This window comes from Streptomyces sp. JHA26 (genome assembly GCF_002005565.1).
Lineage (GTDB): Bacteria > Actinomycetota > Actinomycetes > Streptomycetales > Streptomycetaceae > Streptomyces.
Genome location: NZ_BDJC01000018.1, coordinates 1 through 25,017 on the forward strand (window position 1 = coordinate 1; position 25,017 = coordinate 25,017).

The following is a 25,017-nucleotide window of genomic DNA, read 5'->3' on the forward strand; positions in this document are numbered from 1 at the left end:
GATTCCGACTTTATCAGAAGTTCCGAGCCGGTCTGACCGGCCATTCATTTCCGATTCATCGGGAGGACGGCTTCTCCGAATACGGTGATTCAGGAGAGGGCCTAGTAGATGTTCACTGTTGTCCTGTGGGGTGAACCCACCTCCAGGCAACTGTTTGAATCTACCTCCCCGCTCGCTCCGTGTCAACGGCTCTTGCGGGAACGAAGAGGACACTAGCAGCTCCACGGGGGCCGATGCACATCAGGCGGCCGTCGGCACGGCGGCGCTGCGCTCGGCCGCGTCGACGTCTCCCGTGTCGCCGGCGCGTACGGCGCGGCCGCCCAGTACGTAGACGTAGGCCAGGAAGGCCAGCTCGGCCACCACGCCGATGGTGATGCGGGCCCAGGTGGGCAGGCCGGACGGGGTGACGAAGCCTTCGATGGCACCGGAGACGAACAGGACCAGGGCGAGGCCCACGGCCATCCCGATGGCGGCGCGGCCCTCTTCGGCGAGTGCGGTGCGCCGGGTGCGCGGACCCGGATCGATGAGGGTCCAGCCGAGCCGCAGGCCTGTGCCCGCGGCCACGAAGACGGCGGTCAGTTCCAGCAGACCGTGGGGCAGGACCAGGCCGAGGAAGGTGTCGAGGCGGCCGGCCGACGACATCAGACCGAACCCGATGCCGAGGTTCAGCATGTTCTGGAACAGGATCCAGATGACCGGCAGGCCCAGGAAGACACCCAGGATCAGGCAGAGCGCCGCGGCCCAGGCGTTGTTCGTCCAGACCTGCGCGGCGAAGGACGCCGCGGGGTGGCTGGAGTAGTACGTCTCGTACTGGCCGCCGGGGCGGGTGAGCTCGCGCAGTTCGCCGGGGGCCGCGATGGTGGACTGCACCTCGGGGTGCGAGCCGATCCACCAGCCCAGGAGTGCCGCCACGGCGGTCGATACGAGTGCGGTGGGGACCCACCAGTGGCGGGCCCGGTAGACGGCGGCCGGGAACTGCCGGGACAGGAAGCGCGTGACGTCGCGCCAGGAGGCTCGGCGGGTGCCCGTCACGGCACTGCGCGCGCGTGCCACCAGTTGGCTGAGCCGTCCGGTCAGTTGCGGGTCGGGCGCGCTCGACCGGACGAGGGAGAGGTGGGTGGCCGCGCGCTGGTAGAGGGCGACGAGTTCGTCGGTCTCGGCACCGGTGAGCCGACGCCGGCGCCGGAGCAGGGCGTCGAGGCGGTCCCACTCCGCCCGGTGGGCGGAGACGAAGACGTCGAGGTCCATCGGTGTGCCTGCTCCTCGGCTATCGTCGGCGGCTCGTCGTGGATCAGCTTGTCGTACTGCGGCGCGGTGCGTCCTCAGCTTGGCAGACTGGCGGGGACGGGGGGTCAGGGAAAGGGCGGCGAACGTGAGCGAGCTGGTGACGGGCGAGGCGGTGGCGCTGGAGCTGCGTCCCGCGAAGCTGCCCAGCAGGGCTCTGGCCGTCCTGCTCGATCTGACGGTGGCCGTGGTCGCCTACGTGGTGTGCACCGTCGTTCTGATCATGTCGACCGCGTCCTTGGACGTGGCGGCCCAGACGGCGCTGTCCCTCGCCGTTTTCGTCCTGGTACTGGTGGGCGGGCCGATCGCGGTGGAGACGCTCAGTCACGGGCGGTCGCTGGGGAAGATGGCGTGCGGGCTGCGGGTGGTGCGGGACGACGGTGGGCCGATCCGGTTCCGGCACGCGCTGGTGCGGGGCTTGATCGGGGTGGTCGAGATCCTGCTGACGCTCGGGGTGGTGGCCTGTGTCGCCTCTCTGGTCTCGGCCCGGGGCCGACGCGTCGGTGACGTGTTCGCGGGGACCCTCGTCGTGCGGGAGCGGGTGCCGGTCGCGCCGGCGGGTTTTCTGCCGCCGCCTCCGCCGTGGCTGGCGGGGCGCTTCTCGGAGCTCGATCTGTCCGCGGTGCCCGACGGTCTGTGGCTCGCCGTCCGTCAGTACCTCGGACGGATGGGGCAGCTGGATCCTCAGGTCGGCTGGGCCATGGCGGACCGGCTCGCGTCCGACGTCGCGGCCCGTACGGGTGCTCCGGCGCCGCAGGGCGTGCCGCCGGCCGCGTACCTGGCGGCGGTGCTGCAGGAACGGCAGGCCCGGGAGGCCCGGCGGGCCTTCGGCGGCGGTGCGTCCCAGGGCGTGGCTCCGGCCGCGACGCCGGCCGCGTCCGTGCCGTCGGCGCCGCCGGGGACGTATCCGCCGCCGGTTTCCCCGGTGGCTCCTCCGGCGGTGGATCCGCGGGGTTCCCGGCCGCCGGTGGTGCCGCGGGACGAGCGGCCCGCCACCGGGTTCGTGCCGCCGGCGTAGCGGTCGCCGGCGTAGCGGTCGCCGCCGTCGCGTCCCGCTGAGCGCGTCACGGCGTCAGCCGTCGGCGCCCGGTTCCGTCGGTGGGAACACGGACGGCGGTGACTCCAGGTCCTCCAGCTCGATGCCGGGGGCCGCGAGTACGACGTCGCCGGCGATGTGCACGGGGTGCTGTTCGCCCGTGTCCAGGGCTGTGACCTGGTATTCGTCCACGACGAGGGGGCCGTTGTCAGTGGCGTGTGTTTCTCTTTCGACCAAGGCCCAGGACTGGTCCACGGTGCGGGGGGCGAGGACCGGGTCCGTGAGGGCGACGAGGCGTACGCGGGTGGCCGGTGCGGAGGGGGTGAGGCGCAGGAGTCGGGTGGTGGCGACGAGGAAGGCCGGGGACGTGCCGGTGAAGGCGTGGGCGCGCGCATTGCCTTCGGTGGCGTGGACTCCGGTGGGGTCGGTGCGGACCCAGGTGACGCCGTCGATGGCCGCGCCGCGCACCTGCCAGTCGGCGGCGTGGAGTTCGAGGCGGATGGGGCGGCCGAGCTCGTCGAGGGCGAGGTCGACGGAGCCGAGGTGGTCTCCGGCGGGCGCGGTCAGCCGGGAGACGTAGCGCCAGCCGGAGGGGCCGAGGGCGCATTGGAAGTGTTCTTCCGCGAGGGGGGTGTGATCGTGCGGATCGTGGAGCGAATAACGGCCGCGGGGCATGGGTGTCCTGGGTGGTGACGGGCTGGTCCGGCCGCTGATGCGGTCGTGGCGCCAAAGGGGCAGGCCCCCGGCACGGGGGTGCGGGGGCCTGCCTCGGAGGAGCCGGTGACTCAGTAGCGGTAGTGGTCCGACTTGTACGGGCCCTCGACCTTGACGCCGATGTACTCGGCCTGCTCCGGGCGGAGCGTGGTCAGCTTGACGCCGAGGGCGTCGAGGTGGAGGCGGGCGACCTTCTCGTCCAGGTGCTTGGGCAGCACGTAGACGTCGGTCGGGTACGCGTCGGGCTTGGTGAACAGCTCGATCTGGGCCAGGGTCTGGTCCGCGAACGAGTTGGACATCACGAACGAGGGGTGGCCGGTGGCGTTGCCCAGGTTCAGCAGGCGGCCCTCGGACAGCACGATGATCACCTTGCCGTCGGGGAAGGTCCACGTGTGGACCTGCGGCTTGACCTCGTCCTTGACGATGCCGGGGATCCGGGCCAGACCGGCCATGTCGATCTCGTTGTCGAAGTGGCCGATGTTCCCGACGATGGCCTGGTGCTTCATCCTGGCCATGTCCGAGGCCATGATGATGTCCTTGTTGCCGGTCGTGGTGACGAAGATGTCGGCGGTCTCGACGACCTCGTCCAGCGTCGTCACCTGGTAGCCGTCCATCGCCGCCTGCAGGGCGCAGATCGGGTCGATCTCGGTGATGATCACGCGGGCGCCCTGGCCGCGCAGGGACTCCGCGCAGCCCTTGCCCACGTCGCCGTAGCCGCACACGACCGCGGTCTTGCCGCCGATCAGGGTGTCGGTGGCCCGGTTGATGCCGTCGATCAGCGAGTGGCGGCAGCCGTACTTGTTGTCGAACTTCGACTTCGTCACCGCGTCGTTGACGTTGATCGCCGGGAACAGCAGGGTGCCGTCGCGGTGCATCTCGTACAGGCGGTGGACGCCGGTGGTGGTCTCCTCGGTCACGCCGCGGATCTCGGACGCCAGCTGGGTCCACTTCTGCGGGCTCTCGCTCACCGTGCGGGTGAGGAGCTCGAGGATGACGCGGTGCTCGTCGGACTCGGCGGTGTCGGGCGAGGGGACCTTGCCGTCCTTCTCGTACTCGACGCCCTTGTGGACGAGGAGGGTGGCGTCACCGCCGTCGTCCAGGATCATGTTCGGGCCGCCGGTGGGGGTGTTCGGCCAGGTCAGCGCCTGCTCCGTGCACCACCAGTACTCCTCCAGGGTCTCGCCCTTCCAGGCGAAGACGGGGACGCCCTGCGGGTTGTCGGGCGTGCCGTTCGGGCCGACGGCGATGGCGGCGGCCGCGTGGTCCTGGGTGGAGAAGATGTTGCAGGAGGCCCAGCGGACCTCGGCGCCCAGGGCGACGAGGGTCTCGATGAGCACGGCGGTCTGCACGGTCATGTGCAGGGAGCCGGTGATGCGGGCGCCGGCGAGCGGCTGGGCCTCGGCGTACTCCTTGCGGATCGCCATCAGGCCCGGCATCTCGTGCTCGGCGAGGGTGATCTCCTTGCGGCCGAACTCGGCCAGGGAGAGGTCGGCGACCTTGAAGTCCTGTCGCTTGTCGACAGTCGTCATTACGGGCTGCTCCTCGGGTTGGATCGAGGTGGTTACGGCTGACCTGCGCGGCGGCGGACACAGGGGTGCCCCGAAGAGGACACAGGCATGCCCGCGTACGCGCAGCGCAGTCCGTCGGAGGCCCTCTCTCCCTCGGCCGGTCCGTTCCGGGACCGCCCGACCGCCATCAGCAGCGACGTCTGGCTCCGTCCCAAGCTACACCGCTGGGCTCTTTGTCCCCAGTCCGCCTCCGGGGTCTTCCGGTGGCTTCCGGCCGTCGCGCGGGTGCGTGAAGCGCGGCCGGGGCCCGCCGAGAGGTTCGGCGGGCCCCGGTCGGGCGGAGCGTGGGGCGTCAGTGGTGGCCGGTGGCCGGGCCGCCCGGGGTGGCTTCGCGGTCGGGGCCCTTGGCGGCCTCGGCCGCGCTGTAGATGTCCGGTTCGAGGTAGATGACGCGGGCGATCGGGACGGCCTCGCGGATGCGGGCCTCGGCGGCGTCGATGGCGGCGGCGACCTCGGCGGCCGTCTCGTCGTGCCGGACGGCGATCTTGGCGGCGACGAGGAGTTCCTCGGGGCCGAGGTGGAGGGTGCGCATGTGGATGATGCGGGTGACGGTGTCGCCGTCGACGGTGGCCGCCTCGATCTTCTGCACGGCCTCGGGGCCCGCGGACTCGCCGAGCAGCAGGGACTTGGTCTCGGCGGCCAGGACGAGGGCGATCAGGATGAGCAGGACGCCGATGCACAGGGTGCCGACGCCGTCCCAGACGCCGTCGCCGGTGAGCAGGGCGAGGCCGACGCCGCCGAGGGCGAGGACCAGGCCGATGAGGGCACCGAAGTCCTCGAGGAGGACGACCGGCAGTTCGGGGGCCTTGGCGCGGCGGATGAACTCCGTCCAGGACTGCTTGCCGCGCAGCGTGTTGGACTCCTTGATGGCGGTGCGGAAGGAGAAGCCCTCGGCGATGATCGCGAAGACGAGGACGCCGACCGGCCAGTACCAGTGCTCCAGCTCGTGCGGGTGCTTGATCTTCTCGTAGCCCTCGTAGAGGGCGAACATGCCGCCGACCGAGAAGAGCACGATGGAGACGAGGAAGGCGTAGATGTAGCGTTCGCGGCCGTAGCCGAAGGGGTGCTGCGAAGTGGCCTCGCGCTGGGCCTTCTTGCCGCCGACCAGAAGCAGGGCCTGGTTGCCCGAGTCCGCGAGCGAGTGCACCGCTTCGGCGAGCATCGACGACGAGCCGCTGAAGAGGAACGCCACGAACTTCGATGCCGCGATCGCGAGGTTGGCGCCGAGTGCCGCCACGATCGCCTTGGTACCGCCTGACGCGCTCATGTGTCGCGTTGTCCCTTCGCCTTCGCCTGCGTGTGTACGCCGCCGGGGAGGGGCTGGGCCGGTACCGGCTTTGCCCGTCCTTTGCGGTGGGTCATTGTTGCAGCCCGGCCGGGCGCCGGTGCGCCTGACCGGGTTGCCGCATTCCCGTCAGACACGCACGGTGGCACGGAAGAGCGTGCCGCTTCCGGACACTTCGGCCTTTTCGCCCGCCGGGACGAAGACGGACCGGCCGGAGGTCAGGTCGTGCTCGCCCGCCCGTACGGAGCCCGCCGTGCAGAGCAGGATCTGCGGGGCGGGGAGGGTGAGGTCGTGGGGTGCGGTGCCCTCGGGCAGGACGTAGCGGGAGAGGCGGAACTCGTCGATGGGGGTGTCGTAGACCTCTTCGCCGTCGGGGGACGCCTCCGGGCGCAGGATGCCCGGGTCGCCGGGTTCGAAGCGGACGATGCGCAGGAGCTCGGGGACGTCGACGTGCTTGGGGGTCAGGCCGCAGCGCAGGACGTTGTCGGAGTTGGCCATGATCTCGACGCCGAGGCCGTTCAGGTAGGCGTGCGGGATGCCGGCGCCGAGGTACAGGGCCTCGCCGGGCTGGAGCCGGACGTGGTTGAGGAGCAGGGCGGCGAGGACGCCGGGGTCGCCCGGGTAGTGGTGGGCGATGCCGGCGTAGGGCGCGTAGGGGCCGCCGAGGTGTTCGCAGGCGGCCGCGGTCTCGGCGACCGTGCGGGACATCTCCTCGGGGTCGGCGGTGAGGATCGCGGTGAGGACCTCGCGCAGGGCGGCGTCCTCGGGGTGGGCGCGCAGCAGGTCGACGTAGGGCTTGAGGGAGGCGACGCCGAGGCCGTCGAGGAGGTCGGCGGTGTCGGTGGGGGCGCGGAAGCCGCACAGGCCGTCGAACTCGGTGAGGGCGCAGATCAGTTCGGGCTTGTGGTTGGCGTCCTTGTAGTTGCGGTGCGGGGCGTCCAGGGGGACGCCGCGGCGTTCCTCGTCCTCGTAACCGTCCTGGGCCTGTGTCAGATCGGGGTGGACCTGGAGGGAGAGCGGGGCGCCCGCGGCGAGGAGCTTGAGGAGGAACGGCAGGCGCGGGCCGAACCGGGCGACGGAGGCGGGGCCCAGTTCCTTCTCCGGGTCGGCGGCGACGACGTCGGCGAGGGTGCCCCGGCCGGTGCGGGAGGGGGCGCCGGGGTGGGCTCCCATCCACATCTCCGCCTGCGGTTCGCCGGTCGGTTCGGTACCGAGCAGGGCCGGGATCGCGGTGGTGGAACCCCAGGCGTAGGGGCGGACGGTGTTGTCGAGGCGGTCCATGGGCTCTCTCTGCCGGGGTGTGCGGTGCTTGTCCTGGTGCGTGCCGTGCGGGTACGAGATCAGACGCCGGAGGCGAGGGCCAGGTAAACGGCGGCGAAATCCGTGATGGCGATCAGTTCCGCGAGGGTCTCCAGTGCGCCGCCCGCCTCCGGCTCGAGTTCGCTGATCGGCGTGTCGTGGCCGAGGGCCAGGTCGCGGGCGGCGGGGGCGGCGGTGAGGCCGCCGCCGGGGCGGTCGCGCAGCAGCACCACGCGCGCGTGCAGGGCGGGCGTCTCGTCGACGCGGTCGCGGAAGAAGTCGTCGGGGTCCGCGGCGGCGGCGAGGCGGCCGGCGAGCAGGGCGCCGTGCGCCGCGAGCGCCTCGGGCAGTTCGGCGACGACCGCGGGGGTGCCGGAGAGTTCGGCGAGCGCGGCGGCGAAGCGGCGGCCCGCCGGTCCGGCGGAGGTGCCCTCGGTCCAGACGACGGGCAGGGAGTCGGCCAGCTCGGCCGCCAGGGTCTTGGCGGGGTTGCTGTACGTCACGATGGCGGGCCCGCAGCGTTCGGCGACCTGGTCGAGGCGGTCGGCGACCTTCTCGAGGGCCTCGGGCGGCGCTTCCAGCAGACCGGTGCGGTCCAGCAGCGCGAGCAGCGGGGTGAGCAGCGCCCACAGGACGCCGGGGGCGGCGCCGGCGAGGGGCTCGTCGTGGTCGTAGGGGGCGGTCGCCATCGGGATGAACAGGCCGTGGGAGCCGTTCACCGACTCGCTCAGCGGGGAGCGGTCGGGGGCCACGGCGACGACGGTGCAGCCGCGGCGGTAGGCCTGCTCGGCGAGGAGGGAGAGGCCCGGTTCGGTGCCGTCGGGGGTGGCGATGAGCAGGAGGTCCACGGAGCCGGCCCAGCCGGGCAGTTCCCAGCGCAGGGCGCCCGCGGCGGCCGCCACGCCGGTGGGGGCGAGGCGGGTGACGGGGCTGCCGGCGCCGGCCAGGGTGCCGAGGAGGTCGGCGGCCTGGGTGGGGGCGGCTCCGGGTCCGGCGATGAGGACGGCGCGGGGGCGGCCGTCCGGTTCGAGGTCGCCGACGCCGGCCTCGGCGGCGAGCCGGGCGGCGGTGCGTACGCGGGCACCGGCCTCGGCGGCGCCGCGGAGCAGGCCGCGGCGGTCGGCCTCGGCGAGGCCGTCGGGGGCGTCGAGGAGCGATTCGTCGAGCATGGCGGCAGTCTCCGATCGCCGGGGCGTTCGTTCGGTCGCGGGCGCGGCGCCTGGCCGGCGGTTACTCGGGGCGACGGGCCTCGTCGACGAGGAGGACGGGGATGCCGTCGCGGACCGGGTACGCCAGGCCGCAGTCCTGACCGGTGCAGACCAGCTCCGCGTCCCGCTCCTCGAGGGGGGCGTGGCAGGCCGGGCAGGCGAGGATCTCCAGGAGACCGGCTTCGAGCGGCATGGGGGTTCCCTTCGGGGACGGTGGGGCTTGTGTGGATGTGCTGGTCAGGGTACCGCCGGTGGGGGCCGGGTGAAGGGGCTCAGCCCCTGGCACCCCTTCCAGGGGGCTCCGCCCCCGGCCCCCGGTCCGTGCCCGCCCGCCGCCCGACGCGGTCGGCCGGAAGGCGGGCCGTCCCGTCAGGAACGGATGATCGCCAGGGCCTCGTCGCGGACCTTCGTCATCGTCGCCTCGTCGCGCGCCTCCGCGTTCAGGCGCAGCAGCGGCTCCGTGTTGGACGGGCGGACGTTGAACCACCAGTCGGCCGCGGTGACGGTCAGGCCGTCGAGTTCGTCGAGGGTGACGCCGTCGCGGCCCTCGTACGCGGCGCGGATCGCGGCGAGGCGGGCCGCCTGGTCGGCGACGGTGGAGTTGATCTCGCCGGAGCCGGCGTAGCGGTCGTACCGGGCGACGAGGGCGGTCAGCGGGCCGTCCTGCCCGCCGAGGGCGGCGAGGACGTGGAGGGCGGCCAGCATGCCCGTGTCGGCGTTCCAGAAGTCGCGGAAGTAGTAGTGCGCGGAGTGCTCACCGCCGAAGAGGGCGCCGGTCCTGGCCATCTCGGCCTTGATGAAGGAGTGGCCCACGCGCGTGCGCTGCGGGGTGCCGCCGTTCTCCTTCACGACCTCCGGGACGGACCAGGAGGTGATCAGGTTGTGGATGACCGTGCCCTTGCCGCCGTTGCGGGCGAGTTCGCGGGCGGCCACGAGGGCGGTGACCGCGGACGGGGAGACCGGGTCGCCGTTCTGGTCGACGACGAAGCAGCGGTCGGCGTCGCCGTCGAAGGCGAGGCCGAGGTCGGCGCCCTCCTCGCGGACGCGCTTCTGGAGGTCGACGAGGTTGGCCGGGTCGAGCGGGTTGGCCTCGTGGTTGGGGAAGGTGCCGTCCAGCTCGAAGTACATCGGCACCAGGTCGAGGGGCAGGCCGGCGAAGACCGTGGGGACGGTGTGGCCGCCCATGCCGTTGCCCGCGTCGACGACGACCTTGAGGGGCCGGATGGTGCTGAGGTCGACCAGGGAGCGCAGGTGGGCCGCGTAGTCGGTGAGCGTGTCGCGCCGGGTGACCGTGCCCGGGCGGGCGGCCGGCTCCGGGGCGCCGGTGTCGCTCCAGCGCTCCACGAGGGCGCGGATCTCCGCGAGGCCCGTGTCCTGGCCGACGGGCGCGGCGCCGGCGCGGCACAGCTTGATGCCGTTGTACCGGGCGGGGTTGTGCGAGGCCGTGAACATGGCGCCCGGCAGGTCCAGCGCGCCGGAGGCGTAGTACAGCTGGTCGGTGGAGCACAGGCCGATCTCGGTGACGTCGGCGCCGCGGGCGGCCGCCCCGCGCGCGAAGGCGCCGGACAGGCCCGGCGAGGAGGGCCTCATGTCGTGGCCGACCACGATGGCGTCCGCGCCGGTCAGCTCGACGAAGGCCGCGCCGAACAGCTCGGCCAGCGACTCGTCCCACTGGTCCGGGACCACACCGCGTACGTCGTACGCCTTCACGATCTGCGACAGATCAGCAGCCACGGCCAACCTTCCTGAAAGTCCTGTCGGAGCCCACAAACTACCCGTAGGCCCCGACAAGGGTCAGGGCAGCATCCAGCCCAGGACCGGCGTGGACTGTCCGACCACGATCAGGCACATGACCAGCAGCAGGCCGAGGCTCCACGGCAGCACCTTGCGCAGCAGGTCGCCCTCGCGGCCGGCGAGGCCGACGGCGGCGCAGGCGATGGTGAGGTTCTGCGGGGAGATCATCTTGCCGAGGACGCCGCCGGAGCTGTTGGCGGCGGCGAGCAGCTCGGGCGACAGGCCGGACTCCCGGGCGGCGGTGACCTGGAGGGCGCCGAAGAGGGCGTTGGCGGAGGTGTCGGAGCCGGAGACGGCGACGCCGAACCAGCCGAGCACCGGGGAGAGGAAGGCGAGCCCGGCGCCGGCCGCGGCGACGAAGTGGCCGATGGTGGCGGCCTGCCCGGAGAGGTTCATGACGTAGGCGAGGGCGAGGACCGAGGTGACGGTGAGGATCGCGTACCGCAGCTCGTGCACGGTCGCGAGCCACTCCTTGACCGCCACGCGCGCGTGGACGCCGAGGACGACGGCCGTGGCCAGTCCGGCGAACAGCACGAGGGTGCCGCCGGTGGAGACGATCGGCCAGGAGAAGACGTTGCCGCCGACGGGCCTGCCCTGCGGGTCGGCCACGTCCAGGAACGGCCAGTCGTACGTCTGGGTCGCCCCGGCCAGCCAGTCCTTGACCGCCGGGATCTGTGCCACGGAGAAGACGGCGACGATCAGCGCGTACGGGGCGTAGGCCCGCAGCACCTCCCGGCGGGGGTCGTCCTCGTCGAGTTCCTCGCTGCGGGCGCCGGCCGGTACGGACGCCCGGACGGGCTCGGCGGCGGGCCTGCGGGAGTGCGGTACGGCGACCAGGGCGCCGGCGCCGATCAGGGCGGCGGCGATGTCGGCGAGCTGGGCGGAGACGAAGTTGGAGGCGACGAACTGGGCGAGGGCGAAGGCGACCCCGCAGGCCAGCGCGGGGATCCAGGTCTCGCGCAGTCCGCGCCGCCCGTCCACCAGGGCGACCAGCAGCAGCGGCACGACGAGGGCCAGCAGGGGTGTCTGGCGGCCCACCACGGAGGCGACGTCGTCCAGCGGCAGCCCGGTGACCTGGGCCAGTGTGACCACGGGGGTGCCCATCGCGCCGAAGGCGACCGGTGCGGTGTTGGCGACCAGGGACACGACCGCCGCGCGCACGGGGTCGAAGCCGAGGGCGACGAGCATGACCGAGCAGATCGCGACGGGCGCCCCGAACCCGGCGAGGGCCTCCAGCAGGGCGCCGAAGCAGAAGGCGACGACGAGGGCCTGGATGCGCGGGTCGTCGGAGAGCCGGCCGAAGGAGCGGCGCAGGATGTCGAAGTGGCGGGTGCGGACGGTCATCCGGTAGACCCACAGGGCGTTGACGACGATCCACAGGATGGGGAAGAGCCCGAACACGGCGCCCTGCGCGGCGCTGGAGACCGTCTGGTCCAGGGGCATGCCGTAGGCGAGCCGGGCGACGAGGACGGCCGCCAGGAGGCCGATGAGGCCCGCCAGGTGCGCTTTCATGCGGACGCCGCCGAGCAGGACGAGGACGATCACCAGCGGCAGGGCCGCCACGAGGGCGGACAGGCCGAGGGAGTCGGCGAGGGGTTCGAGTTCCTGGACGTACACGGGCACCTCCCCGGATTCCGCCATGCGAAAGCGTTTTCTCGTGGCTTCCGGAATGGTCGTGTCCGCGACAAGGCGACGTCAATGGGCGTGCGGGAAAAGGATGTGCGGGAGTGAGCACCGGGGACCGTCGCACCCGGCGGGCGGGGGCGGACGGGGTTCAGTTGTCCGGCGAGCGCAGGACGCGCAGGTGGCCGCGGCGCGCGACCTCCATCGGGTCGGCCGATCGTGCCCCGCCGCCGGCTCCCGCCGCACGCTCCTGGGGGCGGGCGGCCTCGCGCACCGCGTTGGCGAGCGCTTCCAGGTCGTCGCCGCTGGGACGGGCCGGGGCCGAACCGTCGAGGAGCCGGACGACCTCCCAGCCGCGCGGGGCGGTGAGGCGCTCGGAGTGCTCGGCGCACAGGTCGTAGCAGTGGGGTTCGGCGTAGGTGGCGAGCGGGCCGAGGACCGCGGTCGAGTCGGCGTAGACGTACGTCAGCGTCGCGACGGCGGGACGGCCGCAGGCGGTGCGCGAACAGCGACGTACAGGGCTCACGATGTTGGACGGTACCGCACTCTTGAGCGGGCCGCGACGATCCCCCGCCAGGTCGTACCGTCGTGTCGCGATATGAGACGAGTCACGGCCACCTCCGGACGCACCCCTCTGACCTGCGGCGACGCCGTTTTTCGGCGTGTCGGTCAGACATGAGGGCGGTCATAAGCTGATACAAACAGCGACATTTGCCATGAGATCCACGGTCACGGAGAGATATGGAATCGAGTCCTGTCTTGGCCTGAACGGTCGTCCGACGGCACGCGCTCCGGAGTGTCGTGGCGGCGCCCGGCGTGTCGTGCGGGGTCCGGCGTGCGGAGGCGGCGGGGACTACCCTTCACCAGTGATGGACACCCCCCTGACACCCCGTGAGGCCGGCCGCCCGGGGCCCCGCCGCCGTGATCGCCACGGCCGGGGCATGCGCGGCCCGATCGCACCGCCGCAGGTACCGCTCGCCGCCAGCCGCGCCGACCTGTTCGCGGACCTGGTGCAGGACTCCGTCGAGCGCCTGGAGCGGCGGTGGCCGCAGCTCGCCGACATCGACTTCCACGTCCTCGAGGTGCCGCGGCTGGACGGGGCCGGGCAGACCTGGAACGACGAGGCGGTGCCGCTGGGCGGCACGGTGCCCGCGCGGGACGGCCGGCGGGGGCGGGTGGTCGTCTACCGGCGGCCCGTCGAGATCCGCGCGAAGGGACGGGACGAGCGGGCGGCGCTGGTGCACGAGGTGGTCGTCGAGCAGGTCGCGGAGCTGCTCGGGCTCACGCCGGAGACGGTGGATCCGCGGTACGGGGAGGACTGAGGGGCGGCCCGGGGCCGGTCCGGGGCCGGTCCGGCGGGACCGGCCGGGGGCCTGGTCGGGGGGCCTGTCACCTCTGCAGCACCGACAGGTCCTCCTCCGCCTCCGGGACCGCCACCGTCCCCCGGTCGTCCGGGAGGGTCTGCACCGTGAAGGCCGCCGCGTCGTCGTCCTCGGCCTCCGGCTGCGTCAGCGTGCGGGCCGCGTACACGGGGCCGCCGGACAGGGACTCGACCGTCAGCGCGTAGGTGCCCTTCAGGCCCGCCGGGACGGGCAGCTGCACGTCCTGGGTGGTGCCGCCCTTGACCGTGTACGTCCGGGACGCCGTCGTACCGCCCTCGCTGCCGGCCGACGCCGTGACCTTCACCTGCGCGGTCTTCCCGGGGGCGGTCAGGGACAGGGTGGTGCCCTTGGCGCGGTTGTCCGCCGAGGTCGCGCGTGCCCCGACCGGGCCGGAGGCCGGGATGAAGGCCGTCTCCTGCGCCGTTCCCTTGCCCCGCACCACCCGCAGCGCGGCCACCACCGGCACGGACCGGCTCGTCGGCGTCAGCACCAGCGACCCCGCCTCGCCGCGCGTGACCTCGCCGAGGTCGACGCCCGTCGTCATGCCCGCCTTGACGCGCACCGTCTCGTGCCCGGCGGGCGTGAGCAGCCCGGTCGGTGACGCGAGCTGCACCTTCAGGTCGGCGTCGGTGTCACCGGGCGTGAACAGCACCAGGCGCACGGCCGTGGCGTCCTTGGGGATGCCCGGCAGCACCAGGCTGCCCGCCGGGTCCGTGGCCGCGGCCAGCCAGTCGCCGCCGGTCTTGTCGCCCAGGGCCTCCACCGCGGCACCGACCCGACCGCTGCGCACGCCGACGTGCACGGTGAGGTCGGCCTCCCGCGCGTCGCTGAGCGTGGACAACAGGATCGACTCGCTGCCGTGGGCGGGCACCGTGATGCCCTCGCTCACCGACGACTTCACGGCGCCGTCCTTGCCGTAGAGCTCGATGTCGACGACGGCCGCCGAGTCGTCGGGGTTGGTCAGGTGCACGTAGTCGGTGCGGTCGGCCGTCGTGGCGGCGCCGGGGAACCAGAACTGCGTGTCCGGCGCGGTGCAGGTGACGCCCAGCAGTCCGCGGCCCGTGCCGGCGGCGACCTCCGTGGTCTGCTGCACCGTCCAGCCGGGGGCGTAACTCCCCTCCGCCGTACCGACGAACGCGGGCGTGTCGGCGCCGGTGGTCCTCGCGGTGACCGGGGTGCCGGGGGCCGCGGGCCGGACGACGGGCTTGCCGGCCTTCCCGCCGCCCTTCTCGCCCGGCTCCTCGGGCGCGGCGGCGAGTTGGGCCTTGCCCTTGCCGTCGGTGCCCTTGGTGACGGGCGTGAACGACGTGTACGACGTCTCGGCCAGGTCGGAGGTGCTGGGCGCCGGGCACAGCAGGCTGGTCCGTTCCACGGGCAGCCGCGCGGCCGTCGCTCCGGCGGGGTCCGCGCCGGAGGCGTCCGGAGTGGACAGCGCCGCGAATCCGGTGACGGCGGCGAGCGCGGTGACACCGGCGATCAGGGACAGGGTGGTGCGGTTCACTGCTGGCTCCCGTCGGGACGCTCACTGCCCGTGCCGTGGGGCCGGTGGGCCTGGGAAGGGTCGTACGGCGCGTCGTAGCCGCCCTGGCCGTACGCCTGGTCGTACGCGGGGTCGTAGGCCTGGCCGTACGCGGGGTCGTAACCGGCGGCCGGGGCCGGGTCGCCGTAGGCGTACGGGGCGTACTGGCCGCCCTGGCCGTCCGGGGCGTCCTGGTAGGCGTCCGCCGGGTACGGCTGCTGCCCGTAGGCGGCCGGGTCGTACTGCTGGGCGTCCGGGTACTGCTCGTCGCCGTACGTGCCGTAGGAGTCGTACCCGGCGTCCGGGTGCCCGGACGGGTCCCAGGCGCCGGGCGCCTGCTGCGGGACCGTCGCCGGGGGCTCCTGCGGCGGGGCGGGGTCCGCGGCGGGGTCCGGCGTCCCGGCCTCCGCCCCGGCGCCGGCCGTGGTCTCCGCCACGGCCTCCGCCTCGGCCTGGGCCCGCAGCCGGCGTGCCCGGCGTCCCTCGCCGGCGACCGCCTGGGCGGGGACGACCGGCTCGTCGGGCAGGTCGTCGTCGACGTCGCGGCGCCGGCCGGGCAGGGCGAGGACCACCAGGACGACGGCGAGCAGGCCCTGGGCCCACAGCCAGGCGGTGTGGGTGAACGGGTCGTCGTAGGTGACGTCCAGCCTGCCGCCGGAGGCGGGGAGTTCGAAGCCCTGTGCCCAGCCGTCGACCGTGGTGCGGGTGAGCGGCTTGCCGTCGAGGGTGGCCGTCCAGCCGTCGGCGGCGGTGTCGGCGAGGCGCAGGACGCGGCCCTCGGCGCCGGACGGGATCTTCGTGTGGATCTCCACGGGCCCGGCGGCGACCGGCTGCGGCTCGCCCGTGGCGGTGCCGCGGCCGGAGACGATGGTCGCGCGCGCGACGTCCCGGTCGACCTGCCACAGCCCGCTGCCGTCCTGCTGGCTGAGCCGCCTCAGCCCCGGCGTGGCGTCCAGGACGCGGACGACGTCGTGGGGCGCCCCCTTGTGCACGAGGACGTAGCGCACGGCGAAGTCGCCGAGCTGACCCGCCTGGTCGGCGCCGGAGCCGGCCACCAGGTTGGCGACGACCTTGTCGAGCCTGCTGTTCCCCCCGTCGGCGGCCAGTTCGCCGTCACCGAGGCGGATCCCGGCCCCGCGGACCAGCAGGTAGCTCACGTGGGCGGCGGAGTCGCTGTCGAGGACGAGGGTGCGGGCCTGGTCGCGGGTGACGCTGTCCTCGGCGACGAACGCGGGGACCTGCACCGGGTCGCGTCGCTCCAGGGGCCCGTCGGCGCCGCCGGTCATCCAGCCGACGGCGGCGACCAGCGGGCCGACGGCCGAGGCGAGGGCGATGAGCGCGGCGACCGGCTGACGCCAGCCGAAGCTCTGCTCGGCGACGCGGAAGCGTGCGCCGTCGGCCCCCAGGACGGCGGCGGACAGCAGGGCGAGGCCGTAGACGAGGGTGGCGGGGCCCGCCCAGGCGGAACGGTTCGACAGGACCGCGAGGACGAGGGCGACCAGCGCGACGGCCCAGGCCGCCCGGATCGCGCCCTGCCGCTCGGAGCGCAGCAGGGCGGCCAGCGCGGCCAGCACGATGCCGATGAGGACCAGCCCGCCGACCGTGCCGGGGCCGCCGGGGCTGGCGCCGAGCAGGTCGAGCGCGGAGGCGGCCGAGGAGCCGTACTCCAGGCCGGCCTCGTCGAAGAAGTCGAGGGGGAACAGCGACAGCGACCAGGGCGCGAGCAGCAGCAGGGGCGTGCCGAGCTGGGCGATCAGGCGCAGCCCGTACGCCGTGATGTCGCCGCGGCGCAGGACCAGGACGCCGACGCCGAGCAGCAGCGCGAGGGGCCACACGACGGGGGTGAAGGCGGTGGTGATCGTCAGCAGCAGCGCGTACGCCCAGGTGGCGCGCCAGCTGCCGCGCGCGCCGGACCGCCCGGCCAGGCCGGCGGCCGCGACGGCCGCGCGCGCGGCGAGCGGGAGCAGCACGGCGAGGACGGCGGTGCCGATGCGGCCGCCGGCGAGCGCGCCGGTGGCGGCGGGCAGGAAGGCGTAGGCGACGGCCGCCCACGCGCGCAGCAGCCGGGAGGGCACGAGCGGGCGGGAGGCGAAGTAGGCGGTGACACCGGCGAGGGGCACCGAGCAGACCAGCAGCAGGGTGACGGCCAGGCCGGTGGAGCCGAGCAGGACGGAGGCGAGCGTGGCGACGATCGCCAGGTAGGGCGGCGCGGAGGCGGTGCCACCGGTGCCCACGGTGTGCCAGGCGTCCACGTACCGCGACCACAGCTCGCCGGCGCCGGCCGGGGCGGGCAGCAGCGCGCCGCCCGCCAGCGCGCCGCCGCCGAGGAGGGCGCGGCAGGCGACCAGGGAGACGAGCATCAGCACCAGGAAGAGCACCGGGCCGGGTTTGCGGGCGATGCGCTTGAGGCGGGCGAACTGCTCGATCTCGAGGAAGTCGGCGTCGTCGCCGCCCGGTCCGGACTCGATGGCACCGCCGTGCCGCCCGGCGCCCGCGGCCGCCTCGGCGTCGGAGCTGCCGGCGAAACTGCCCGCGATCTGTTCGACGGTGACGCGGACGGTCGCGCCGGGGGGCGGGAACAGGGGGCGCAGTTCGTCCTTCGCGACCTGCGGGCGTCCGCGTTCGCGCCGTCCGGCGATGATGCGCTCGGGCCGCAGCAGGACGCTCAGCAGGCCCCGGATCTCGTCCAGCGCTTGGCCGGGGACCTTGCCGACGAGGTAGGCGAGGGTCCGCAGCAGGGTGCCGACCACGAGCCGCAGCAGCACCCAGGGCAGGGCGGCGGTGCGGACGTTGACGAGGAGGGTGTGGACGGCGCCGGCCTTGTCCACCTTGTGCGGGGATGCGGTGGTGCGCCCCGCGCAGTCGACGGCGCGGCGTTCGCGGGAGGCCGCCTCGGCGTGGCGTACGACCGCCTCCGGGGCGACCAGGACGCGCAGTCCGGCGGCGTGCGCGCGCCAGCACAGGTCGACGTCGTCGCGCATCAGGGGCAGCCGGCGGTCGAACCCGCCGAGCCGCTCGAAGACGTCACGCCGGATCAGCATGCCCGCGGTGGACACCGACAGGACGGGACGGACGTGGTCGTGCTGGCCCTGGTCCTGTTCACGGCGGTCCAGACCGGTCCAGCGGCGGCCGGAGTTGGCGATGGAGACGCCGACCTCCAGCAGCTGCCGGCGGTCGTACCAGCCGCGGAGTTTGGGGCCGACGACGGCGACGTCCTCGCGGCCGAGTTCGTACTCGTTGTCCACGACGCGCAGCAGCTGCGCCAGGGCGTCGGGTGCGGGGGCGCAGTCGTCGTGCAGCAGCCACAGCCACTGCACCGGTTCCCCGTGCGGGAGTTCGGGCAGGTCGTAGGCGTCGTCGCGCCAGGTGCGCGTGACGGGGTCCCAGCCACTGGGCCGCCGCAGGTACGCCAGGTCCTCGGGGGTGAGGAGCGGTGCGATGCGCGCGGCCTCCGCGACGGCCTGGCCGAAGCCGGTGCGCCGGGCGAGGTGCAGCACGCGGTCGTCCCCGAGGGCCTCGGTGACCAGCCGGGCGGAGTCGTCGGCGCTGCCGGTGTCGGCGGCCACGGCGTACTGGACGGGGCGCTCCTGGCCGAGCAACCCGGCGAGCGCGTCGGGCAGCCAGCGGGCCCCGTCGTGGGAGACGAGGACGGCGGTCACCACGTGGCGCGGGAACTCAGGTGCGGCAGCGAGGTCTTGCTGGGCTGCCGTGTGGCTGTGCACGGACATCGAGGTACGGGCCCCGGTTCGATGGACTGCGGTGGACACCCGTGCCTGTGGGGAACGGCGGGGCGTCTCGGACGAGCGCCCACACTATCGGCAGATCGAACGGGGCGGCGCGGAGCGCCTCGTCGGGGGGGGCGGTGGCCGGGGGCGGCCGGGCACGACGGCCCACCGCTGTGGACGGCCCGACCTCGAGGGGCCGTTCACGGCCGTCGGGCACGTACGGGGTGCGCTGTCCGTCGGGCGGCGGGCCGGGCGCCGGAGCGGACGACGGGGGGACGGCGGCCTTCTTCAGGCGGCGTCCCTCAGGCGGCCTTCCTCAGACGGCGGCCTTCTTCAGACGGCGGCGTTCCCGCTCGGACAGGCCGCCCCAGATGCCGAAGCGCTCGTCGTTGGCAAGGGCGTACTCGAGGCACTCGGAGCGGACCTCGCACGCGAGGCAGACCTTCTTGGCCTCCCGGGTGGAGCCGCCCTTCTCGGGGAAGAAGGACTCGGGGTCGGTCTGGGCGCACAGTGCGCGCTCCTGCCAGCCGAGCTCCTCGTCCGCGTCGTCGACCAGCAGTTGCTGCACCAGCTCGGTCATGTGCGCCCCTCGTCCGTCTTTCGCATCCCCGTGATCCAGCCGTTATCGATTCCGGCTGAACGACACGAGTGAAATTACAAGTGTGCTGCTCCGGGCGAGTCAAGCCGAGATCTGCTATTGGGCCCCTTATTCACTCTGCAGAACCAAGGCTGAGCAGAAAGTGTTCAAATCGCCATAAACCTTGACATGCCGACGAGGCCACAGGAGCCCTCGGTCCCGCACGGAACCCGTACAGGGGAGGACGCCCCGGCGTTCGATCTCGTTCCGACACACGCACCGAAGCGAACCGGATCACATTCGGATCACGGAATCGCAACGGAGGTCGCGTGCCCGGTCTGTGCCGCATGTGTCCCGGAAGCCGCCTGGGCAAACCTTTCCTCTGCGAGATGGACCGGATGGGGTGAAACACGTCCCACATCACGGGTACCGAGTTGACAGTGCCGGTGTGAGCCGCTGTCCTGGTGGGCATGCTCGCGAATTCGGCACTCGCCCCGACCCGCACCGCCGGGTCCCACGGTGCTGCCCACGTTCGCTGTAGCTGTTGTCGCCGTTCCAGCTGTTGAGCCGACCGCGCTCCGGCTGACCCGGGTCCACCCGACCCGGCCGTGTGAGGCCACGTCCCACGCCCGACCAGGGCGTTCTCCGTGTCCCGTTTCTTCCCCCCGCGCCCCCCGCACCCCCGCACTCTTCCGCCGAGGAACCACCGCACCCATGAACAGCGACAGCGACCTCCAGATCGCCGGCGACATCCTCGAAGTCCCGCACCTCCTCCAGGCACCGCGCGAGCACCCGGCCACCGTCGCCGAGTTCGCCGGACTGGTCCGCTCCCTCGCCGAGGACCGCTCCCAGTGGGAGCACCTCGTCCGCTACGACGCGACGACGCGCTGGTACCACCGGCTGCGCACCGGTCCCGGTTACGAGGTCTGGCTGCTGTCCTGGCTGCCGGGACAGGGCAGCGGACGCCACGACCACGGCCCCTCCTCCGGCGTGTGGACGGTCCTCGACGGCACCCTGACCGAGCACACGCGGCGCGGCACGCGCGTACTGGGCGCGGGGACGCAGAAGGTGTTCGCGCCGGGGTACGCGCACGAGGTGGTCAACGACACGCTGGAGCCGGCGGTCAGCCTGCACGTCTACTACCCGGGCCTCACCGAGATGCCCATGCACTCCGCCCGGTGCTCGGCCGCCGCGCCCCACGACGCCGGCGCCGCGACCGGAGCGCGGTGACGACCGGCTGACGCGGTGTCGTGCCCGCCTGCGAGACCGTCCCGCCCGTCACCCGGCCACCATCCCTCAACGAGTCGGCCCGACGGCTGACACACTGGTCCAATGCGCATTGTGGTTCTGGCAGGCGGCATCGGTGGTGCCCGGTTCCTGCGTGGTCTGAAGCGGGCCGCGCCGGACGCGGACATCACGGTCATCGGCAACACCGGCGACGACATCCACCTCTTCGGGCTGAAGGTCTGCCCGGACCTCGACACGGTGATGTACACGCTCGGCGACGGCATCAACGAGGAGCAGGGCTGGGGGCGGGCCGACGAGACCTTCCACCTCAAGGAGGAGCTCGCGGCCTACGGCGTCGGGCCGGAGTGGTTCGGCCTGGGCGACCGGGACTTCGCCACGCACATCGTGCGGACGCAGATGATCTCCGCCGGGTATCCGCTCAGCGCGGTGACCGAGGCGCTGTGCGACCGCTGGAAGCCCGGCGTGCGTCTCCTCCCCATGACCGACGACCGCGTGGAGACCCACGTGGCCGTCGAGCTGGACGGCGAGCGCAAGGCCGTCCACTTCCAGGAGTACTGGGTACGGCTGCGGGCCTCGGTCCCCGCCGAGGCGGTCGTGCCGGTCGGCGCCGAGCAGGCGAAGCCGGCGCCCGGCGTCCTGGAGGCCATCGCCGAGGCGGACGTGATCCTCTTCCCGCCCTCCAACCCGGTCGTCTCGATCGGCACGATCCTCGCCGTGCCCGGCATCCGGGAGGCGATCGCCGACGCCGGGGTGCCGGTGGTCGGCCTCTCCCCGATCGTCGGGGACGCGCCCGTGCGCGGGATGGCCGACAAGGTCCTCGCGGCGGTCGGCGTGGAGTCCACGGCCGCGGCGGTCGCCGAGCACTACGGCTCGGGGCTGCTGGACGGCTGGCTGGTCGACACGGTCGACGCGGACGCCGTGACGCGGGTCAAGGCGGCCGGCGTCCTCTGCCGCGCCGTGCCGCTGATGATGACCGACGTCGACGCGGCGGCCCGGATGGCCCACGAGGCGCTGGCGCTGGCGGAGGAGGTGCGTCAGGCGTGAGCGACGGTGCTCCCGGCTACCGGGTCCGGGCGGTCCCCGGCCTGCCGGAGGTGCAGCCGGGCGACGACCTGGCCAAGCTGATCGCGGCGGCCGACCCCGGTCTCGCCGACGGGGACGTGCTCCTCGTCACTTCGAAGATCGTGTCCAAGGCGGAGGGCCGCGTCGTCCGGGCCACCGACCGGGAGGCCGCGATCGACGCCGAGACCGTGCGGGTGGTGGCCCGGCGCGGGACACTGCGCATCGTCGAGAACCGTCAGGGCCTGGTCATGGCGGCGGCCGGCGTCGACGCCTCCAACACCCCGTCCGGGACGGTGCTGCTGCTGCCCGAGGACCCGGACGCCTCCGCGCGGGCCATCCGCGAGGGCCTGCGGGACGCCCTGGGCGTCGACGTCGGCGTGGTCGTCACCGACACGTTCGGGCGCCCCTGGCGGGCCGGCCTCACCGACGTGGCGATCGGCGCCGCGGGCGTGCGGGTCCTCGACGACCTGCGCGGCGGCACGGACGCGCACGGCAACCCGCTCGGCGCCACCGTCGTCGCCACCGCCGACGAGCTCGCCGCCGCGGGCGACCTGGTCAAGGGCAAGGCCGCCGGGCTGCCCGTCGCCGTCGTGAGCGGGCTGCCCCAGGTCGTGACCGGGGACCACGGCGAGGGGGCGCGGGCCATGGTGCGCGGCGCGCGCGACGACATGTTCCGGCTCGGCACGTCCGAGGCGGTGCGCCAGGCGGTCACCCAGCGGCGCACGGTGCGGGCCTTCACGGACGAGCCGGTCGACCCCGGCGCCGTGCGCCGGGCGGTGGCCGCGGCGGTCACGGCGCCGGCGCCGCACCACACGACGCCGTGGCGGTTCGTGCTGCTGGAGTCCGCCGAGTCCCGCACCCGGCTGCTGGACGCGATGCGGGACGCCTGGATCGCCGACCTGAGGCGGGACGGCAAGAGCGAGGAGTCCATCGCCAAGCGGGTGCGGCGCGGGGACGTGCTGCGCAACGCGCCGTACCTCGTCGTGCCCTGCCTGGTCATGGACGGCTCGCACGCCTACGGCGACGCGCGGCGCGACGGGGCCGAGCGGGAGATGTTCGTGGTCGCCACCGGCGCGGGCGTGCAGAACCTCCTCGTCGCCCTCGCCGGGGAGCGGCTGGGCTCGGCGTGGGTGTCCTCCACGATGTTCTGCCGGGACGTCGTACGGGAGGTGCTGGGGCTGCCGCGGGACTGGGACCCGATGGGTGCCGTCGCGGTCGGTCATCCCGCCGAGGAGCCGCGGCCGCGGGCGGAGCGGGACGCGGAGGCGTTCATCGAGGTGCGGTGACGCGTTCCGGCGACGCCCTACCCTCATAGGGGCCTCTCGTTCCGCAGGGGCCTGCCCGTCTTCCGTCCCAGGGGCCTCACCGTGGCAGGACGCTTCGCCCCCCGGCCCACGCGTACGACAGTGCGCGGCGGGGAGACCGGCGTGCCCGCGGGGAGAACGCCGGCGCCCCGGCAGGCCGTCGCGCCCGGGAGGGTACGGGTGTGGGTGCCGGACGGGCCGCTGGATCTGGGGCTGGTCCTCGGACCGCTGCGTCGCGGGCCGGGCGACCCGACCTTCCGGACGACGCCGGACGGCTCGGTGTGGCGGACCGGCCTCACCCCCGCCGGGCCGGGCACCCTGCGGGTCCTCGCGCGCGGCGGTGAGGTGCGGGGCGAGGCCTGGGGGCCGGGTGCGGAGTGGCTGCTGGAGCAGTTGCCGCGGTTGCTGGGCGCCGACGACGACCCGTCCGCGTTCGTGCCCCGGCACCGGCTGCTGGCCCACACCGCGCACCGGCGGCCGGGGCTGCGGCTGACGCGGACCGGGCTGGTGCTGGAGTCGCTGATCCCGTCGATCCTGGAACAGAAGGTCACGACGCTGGAGGCGTACCGGGCGTGGCGGCTGCTCGTGCGGAAGTACGGCGAACCGGCGCCGGGGCCCGCGCGGATGCACGTGATGCCGGCGCCGCGGACGTGGGCGCTGATCCCCTCCTGGGAGTGGCACCGGGCCGGGGTGGACGACAAGCGGGCCTCGACGATCCTGCGGGCCGTGCGGGTCGCCGCGCGGCTGGAGGAGGCGGCCGGGATGGAACCGGCGGCGGCGCGGGCGCGGCTGGAGGTCGTGCCCGGGATCGGGCCGTGGACCTCGGCGGAGACCGTGCAGCGCAGTCACGGGGCGCCGGACGCGGTGACGGTGGGGGACCTGCACCTGCCGGGGATCGTGGGATTCGCGCTGGGCGGTGACCGGGACGCGGACGACGCGGTGATGCTGCGGCTGCTGGAGCCGTATGCCGGGCAGCGGCACCGGGCGGCCCGGCTGGTGCTGCTGAGTGGGCGGGTGCCGGACAGGCGGGCGCCGCGGATGGCTCCGCGGCGGATCGAGCGGCTCTGACGGGCGGTGCCCCCGGGCACGTCGGCAGGTGCCCGGCGCCGGTACGGGGCGGGTCGCGCGGGCCCGGCGTCGCGGGGTGCCTCCCCGTCCGTTCCGGCACGGGGAGGCACGCCTGCCCGCAGTCACGCGGGCGGCGGGCCGGTCGCGGCTACGACGCGTCCGAGGAGAAGCGCAGTGAGGCCGGGGGTATGCGGGCGTCGCACCAGACGCGGACGCCCGAGCGGAGTTCGTTGTCGGCGCCGACGACCGCGCCGTCGCCGATGACCGTGTCCGTGAGGACCGAGCGGGTGCCGACGCGGGCGCGGCTGCCGATGAGGGAGTCGGTGATGACGGCGCCCGGTTCGATGACCGCGCCGGGGAGGATCGTGCTGCCGAAGACACGCGCCCCCTCCGCGACGAAGGCGCCCTCGCCCACCACCGTGCCGCCGGTCAGCTTGGCGTCGGGCGCGACGGTGGCCGTGGGCAGGATCAGACGGTCGCCGCAGCGGCCCGGTACCGCCGGGGACGGGGCGCGGCCGAGGACCAGGTCCGCCGAGCCGCGCACGAAGGCCGCCGGGGTGCCGAGGTCCAGCCAGTACGTGGAGTCGACCATGCCCTGCAGGTGCGCTCCGGTGGCGAGGAGTTCCGGGAAGGTCTCCCGTTCGACCGAGACCGGGCGGCCCGCCGGGATGGTGTCGATGACCGAGCGGCGGAAGACGTACGCCCCCGCGTTGATCTGGTCGGTGACGATCTCCTCCGGCGTCTGCGGCTTCTCCAGGAACGCCAGGACCCGGCCCGAGCCGTCCGTGGGGACCAGCCCGTACGCCCTCGGGTCCGTCACCTTCGTCAGGTGCAGGGAGACGTCCGCGCCCGTCGTCTCGTGGGTGCGCACCAGCGCGCGGATGTCCAGGCCCGTCAGGATGTCGCCGTTGAAGACGAGCACCGGCTCGTCGGGGCCCGAGTGCAGCCGCGACGCCACGTTGCGGATCGCGCCGCCGGTGCCGAGCGGTTCCTCCTCCGTGACGTACTCGAGGTGGAGGCCCAGGGACGAGCCGTCTCCGAAGTACGGCTCGAAGACCTCCGCCAGGTAGCTCGTCGCGAGGACGATGTGCTCGACGCCCGCCGCCTTCGCCCGCGCCAACTGATGGGTGAGGAACGGCACCCCGGCCGCCCTCACCATGGGCTTCGGGGTGTGCACCGTGAGCGGGCGCAGCCGCGTGCCCTTACCGCCGACCAGGAGGATCGCTTCTGTCACCTGTCGTCTCTGCTTCCTGCCGGGACCGGCCGAAGTGTGTTTCGGCCGGCCAGTGTATGCAGACCGTTCCATGGCGCCGGCGATGGC

20 protein-coding genes are annotated in these 25,017 nt (G+C 73.8%); 6 read left to right on the forward strand and 14 right to left on the reverse strand.

Annotated elements, in window-relative coordinates; all coding sequences use genetic code 11:
* Positions 1-240: 240 nt before the first annotated feature.
* Positions 241-1,248: a stage II sporulation protein M gene (locus tag JHAT_RS13640; protein WP_077798408.1), complete on the reverse strand. Its 1,008-nt coding sequence runs from the start codon at positions 1,246-1,248 to the stop codon at positions 241-243.
* 124 nt (positions 1,249-1,372) lie between these two features.
* Here JHAT_RS13640 and JHAT_RS13645 point away from each other — a divergent pair, with 124 nt between their 5' ends.
* Positions 1,373-2,302, forward strand: coding sequence for an RDD family protein (locus tag JHAT_RS13645; RefSeq protein WP_077798411.1), 930 nt, complete (start codon positions 1,373-1,375; stop codon positions 2,300-2,302).
* A gap of 54 nt (positions 2,303-2,356) precedes the next feature.
* Here JHAT_RS13645 and JHAT_RS13650 read toward each other — a convergent pair whose 3' ends face one another.
* The 9 genes from JHAT_RS13650 to JHAT_RS13690 form a co-directional block, all read right to left on the reverse strand.
* Positions 2,357-2,995, reverse strand: a complete 639-nt coding sequence (locus JHAT_RS13650) for a hypothetical protein (RefSeq protein ID WP_077798413.1) — start codon at positions 2,993-2,995, stop codon at positions 2,357-2,359.
* A 110-nt stretch (positions 2,996-3,105) separates the two neighbouring features.
* Positions 3,106-4,563, reverse strand: coding sequence for an adenosylhomocysteinase (gene ahcY / locus JHAT_RS13655; protein WP_077798414.1), 1,458 nt, complete (start codon positions 4,561-4,563; stop codon positions 3,106-3,108).
* 331 nt (positions 4,564-4,894) lie between these two features.
* The gene (locus tag JHAT_RS13660) at positions 4,895-5,869 is read right to left on the reverse strand and encodes a cation diffusion facilitator family transporter (RefSeq protein ID WP_077798415.1); all 975 of its coding nucleotides are present in this window, start codon (positions 5,867-5,869) and stop codon (positions 4,895-4,897) included.
* A 147-nt stretch (positions 5,870-6,016) separates the two neighbouring features.
* Positions 6,017-7,168, reverse strand: coding sequence for a mannose-6-phosphate isomerase, class I (gene manA, locus JHAT_RS13665; protein WP_077798416.1), 1,152 nt, complete (start codon positions 7,166-7,168; stop codon positions 6,017-6,019).
* 59 nt (positions 7,169-7,227) lie between these two features.
* A complete protein-coding gene (locus JHAT_RS13670) occupies positions 7,228-8,355 on the reverse strand; it encodes an SIS domain-containing protein (RefSeq protein ID WP_077798417.1) in 1,128 nt (375 codons plus the stop codon).
* A gap of 61 nt (positions 8,356-8,416) precedes the next feature.
* Complete coding sequence (locus JHAT_RS13675; RefSeq protein WP_077798419.1) at positions 8,417-8,587, reverse strand: Trm112 family protein; 171 nt, start codon at positions 8,585-8,587, stop codon at positions 8,417-8,419.
* Between the two features lie 176 nt (positions 8,588-8,763).
* Positions 8,764-10,128 (reverse strand): phosphomannomutase/phosphoglucomutase, encoded by a 1,365-nt coding sequence (locus JHAT_RS13680; protein WP_077798422.1) that lies wholly within the window; start codon positions 10,126-10,128, stop codon positions 8,764-8,766.
* 60 nt (positions 10,129-10,188) lie between these two features.
* Entirely contained in the window at positions 10,189-11,805 is a 1,617-nt protein-coding gene (locus JHAT_RS13685; RefSeq protein WP_077798499.1) for an L-lactate permease, read from the reverse strand.
* Between the two features lie 157 nt (positions 11,806-11,962).
* Positions 11,963-12,337 (reverse strand): DUF3499 domain-containing protein, encoded by a 375-nt coding sequence (locus JHAT_RS13690; RefSeq protein WP_216353433.1) that lies wholly within the window; start codon positions 12,335-12,337, stop codon positions 11,963-11,965.
* Positions 12,338-12,680: 343 nt separating this feature from the next.
* Here JHAT_RS13690 and JHAT_RS13695 point away from each other — a divergent pair, with 343 nt between their 5' ends.
* On the forward strand, positions 12,681-13,133 hold the full coding sequence (locus tag JHAT_RS13695; protein ID WP_107481921.1) for a metallopeptidase family protein: 453 nt from the start codon (positions 12,681-12,683) through the stop codon (positions 13,131-13,133).
* A 67-nt stretch (positions 13,134-13,200) separates the two neighbouring features.
* Here JHAT_RS13695 and JHAT_RS13700 read toward each other — a convergent pair whose 3' ends face one another.
* The 3 genes from JHAT_RS13700 to JHAT_RS13710 form a co-directional block, all read right to left on the reverse strand.
* Positions 13,201-14,694: a DUF5719 family protein gene (locus tag JHAT_RS13700; RefSeq protein ID WP_077798425.1), complete on the reverse strand. Its 1,494-nt coding sequence runs from the start codon at positions 14,692-14,694 to the stop codon at positions 13,201-13,203.
* Positions 14,691-18,440, reverse strand: coding sequence for a glycosyltransferase family 2 protein (locus JHAT_RS13705; protein WP_077798426.1), 3,750 nt, complete (start codon positions 18,438-18,440; stop codon positions 14,691-14,693). The genes JHAT_RS13700 and JHAT_RS13705 overlap by 4 nt, the downstream gene beginning before the upstream one ends.
* Positions 18,441-18,753: 313 nt before the next feature.
* Complete coding sequence (locus tag JHAT_RS13710; protein WP_003975777.1) at positions 18,754-19,017, reverse strand: WhiB family transcriptional regulator; 264 nt, start codon at positions 19,015-19,017, stop codon at positions 18,754-18,756.
* A 711-nt stretch (positions 19,018-19,728) separates the two neighbouring features.
* On the opposite strand from JHAT_RS13710, the gene JHAT_RS13720 reads away from it, so the two are divergent.
* From JHAT_RS13720 to JHAT_RS13735, 4 genes are all read left to right on the forward strand, one after another.
* Positions 19,729-20,244: a cysteine dioxygenase family protein gene (locus JHAT_RS13720; protein WP_077798427.1), complete on the forward strand. Its 516-nt coding sequence runs from the start codon at positions 19,729-19,731 to the stop codon at positions 20,242-20,244.
* Between the two features lie 102 nt (positions 20,245-20,346).
* A complete protein-coding gene (gene cofD / locus JHAT_RS13725; protein WP_077798429.1) occupies positions 20,347-21,306 on the forward strand; it encodes a 2-phospho-L-lactate transferase in 960 nt (319 codons plus the stop codon).
* Positions 21,303-22,610: a coenzyme F420-0:L-glutamate ligase gene (locus JHAT_RS13730; RefSeq protein ID WP_077798430.1), complete on the forward strand. Its 1,308-nt coding sequence runs from the start codon at positions 21,303-21,305 to the stop codon at positions 22,608-22,610. The genes cofD and JHAT_RS13730 overlap by 4 nt, the downstream gene beginning before the upstream one ends.
* Before the next feature lie 81 nt (positions 22,611-22,691).
* On the forward strand, positions 22,692-23,696 hold the full coding sequence (locus tag JHAT_RS13735) for a DNA-3-methyladenine glycosylase (protein ID WP_077798431.1): 1,005 nt from the start codon (positions 22,692-22,694) through the stop codon (positions 23,694-23,696).
* Between the two features lie 148 nt (positions 23,697-23,844).
* Here JHAT_RS13735 and JHAT_RS13740 read toward each other — a convergent pair whose 3' ends face one another.
* Positions 23,845-24,930 (reverse strand): NDP-sugar synthase, encoded by a 1,086-nt coding sequence (locus JHAT_RS13740; RefSeq protein WP_077798432.1) that lies wholly within the window; start codon positions 24,928-24,930, stop codon positions 23,845-23,847.
* Positions 24,931-25,017 lie beyond the last annotated feature (87 nt).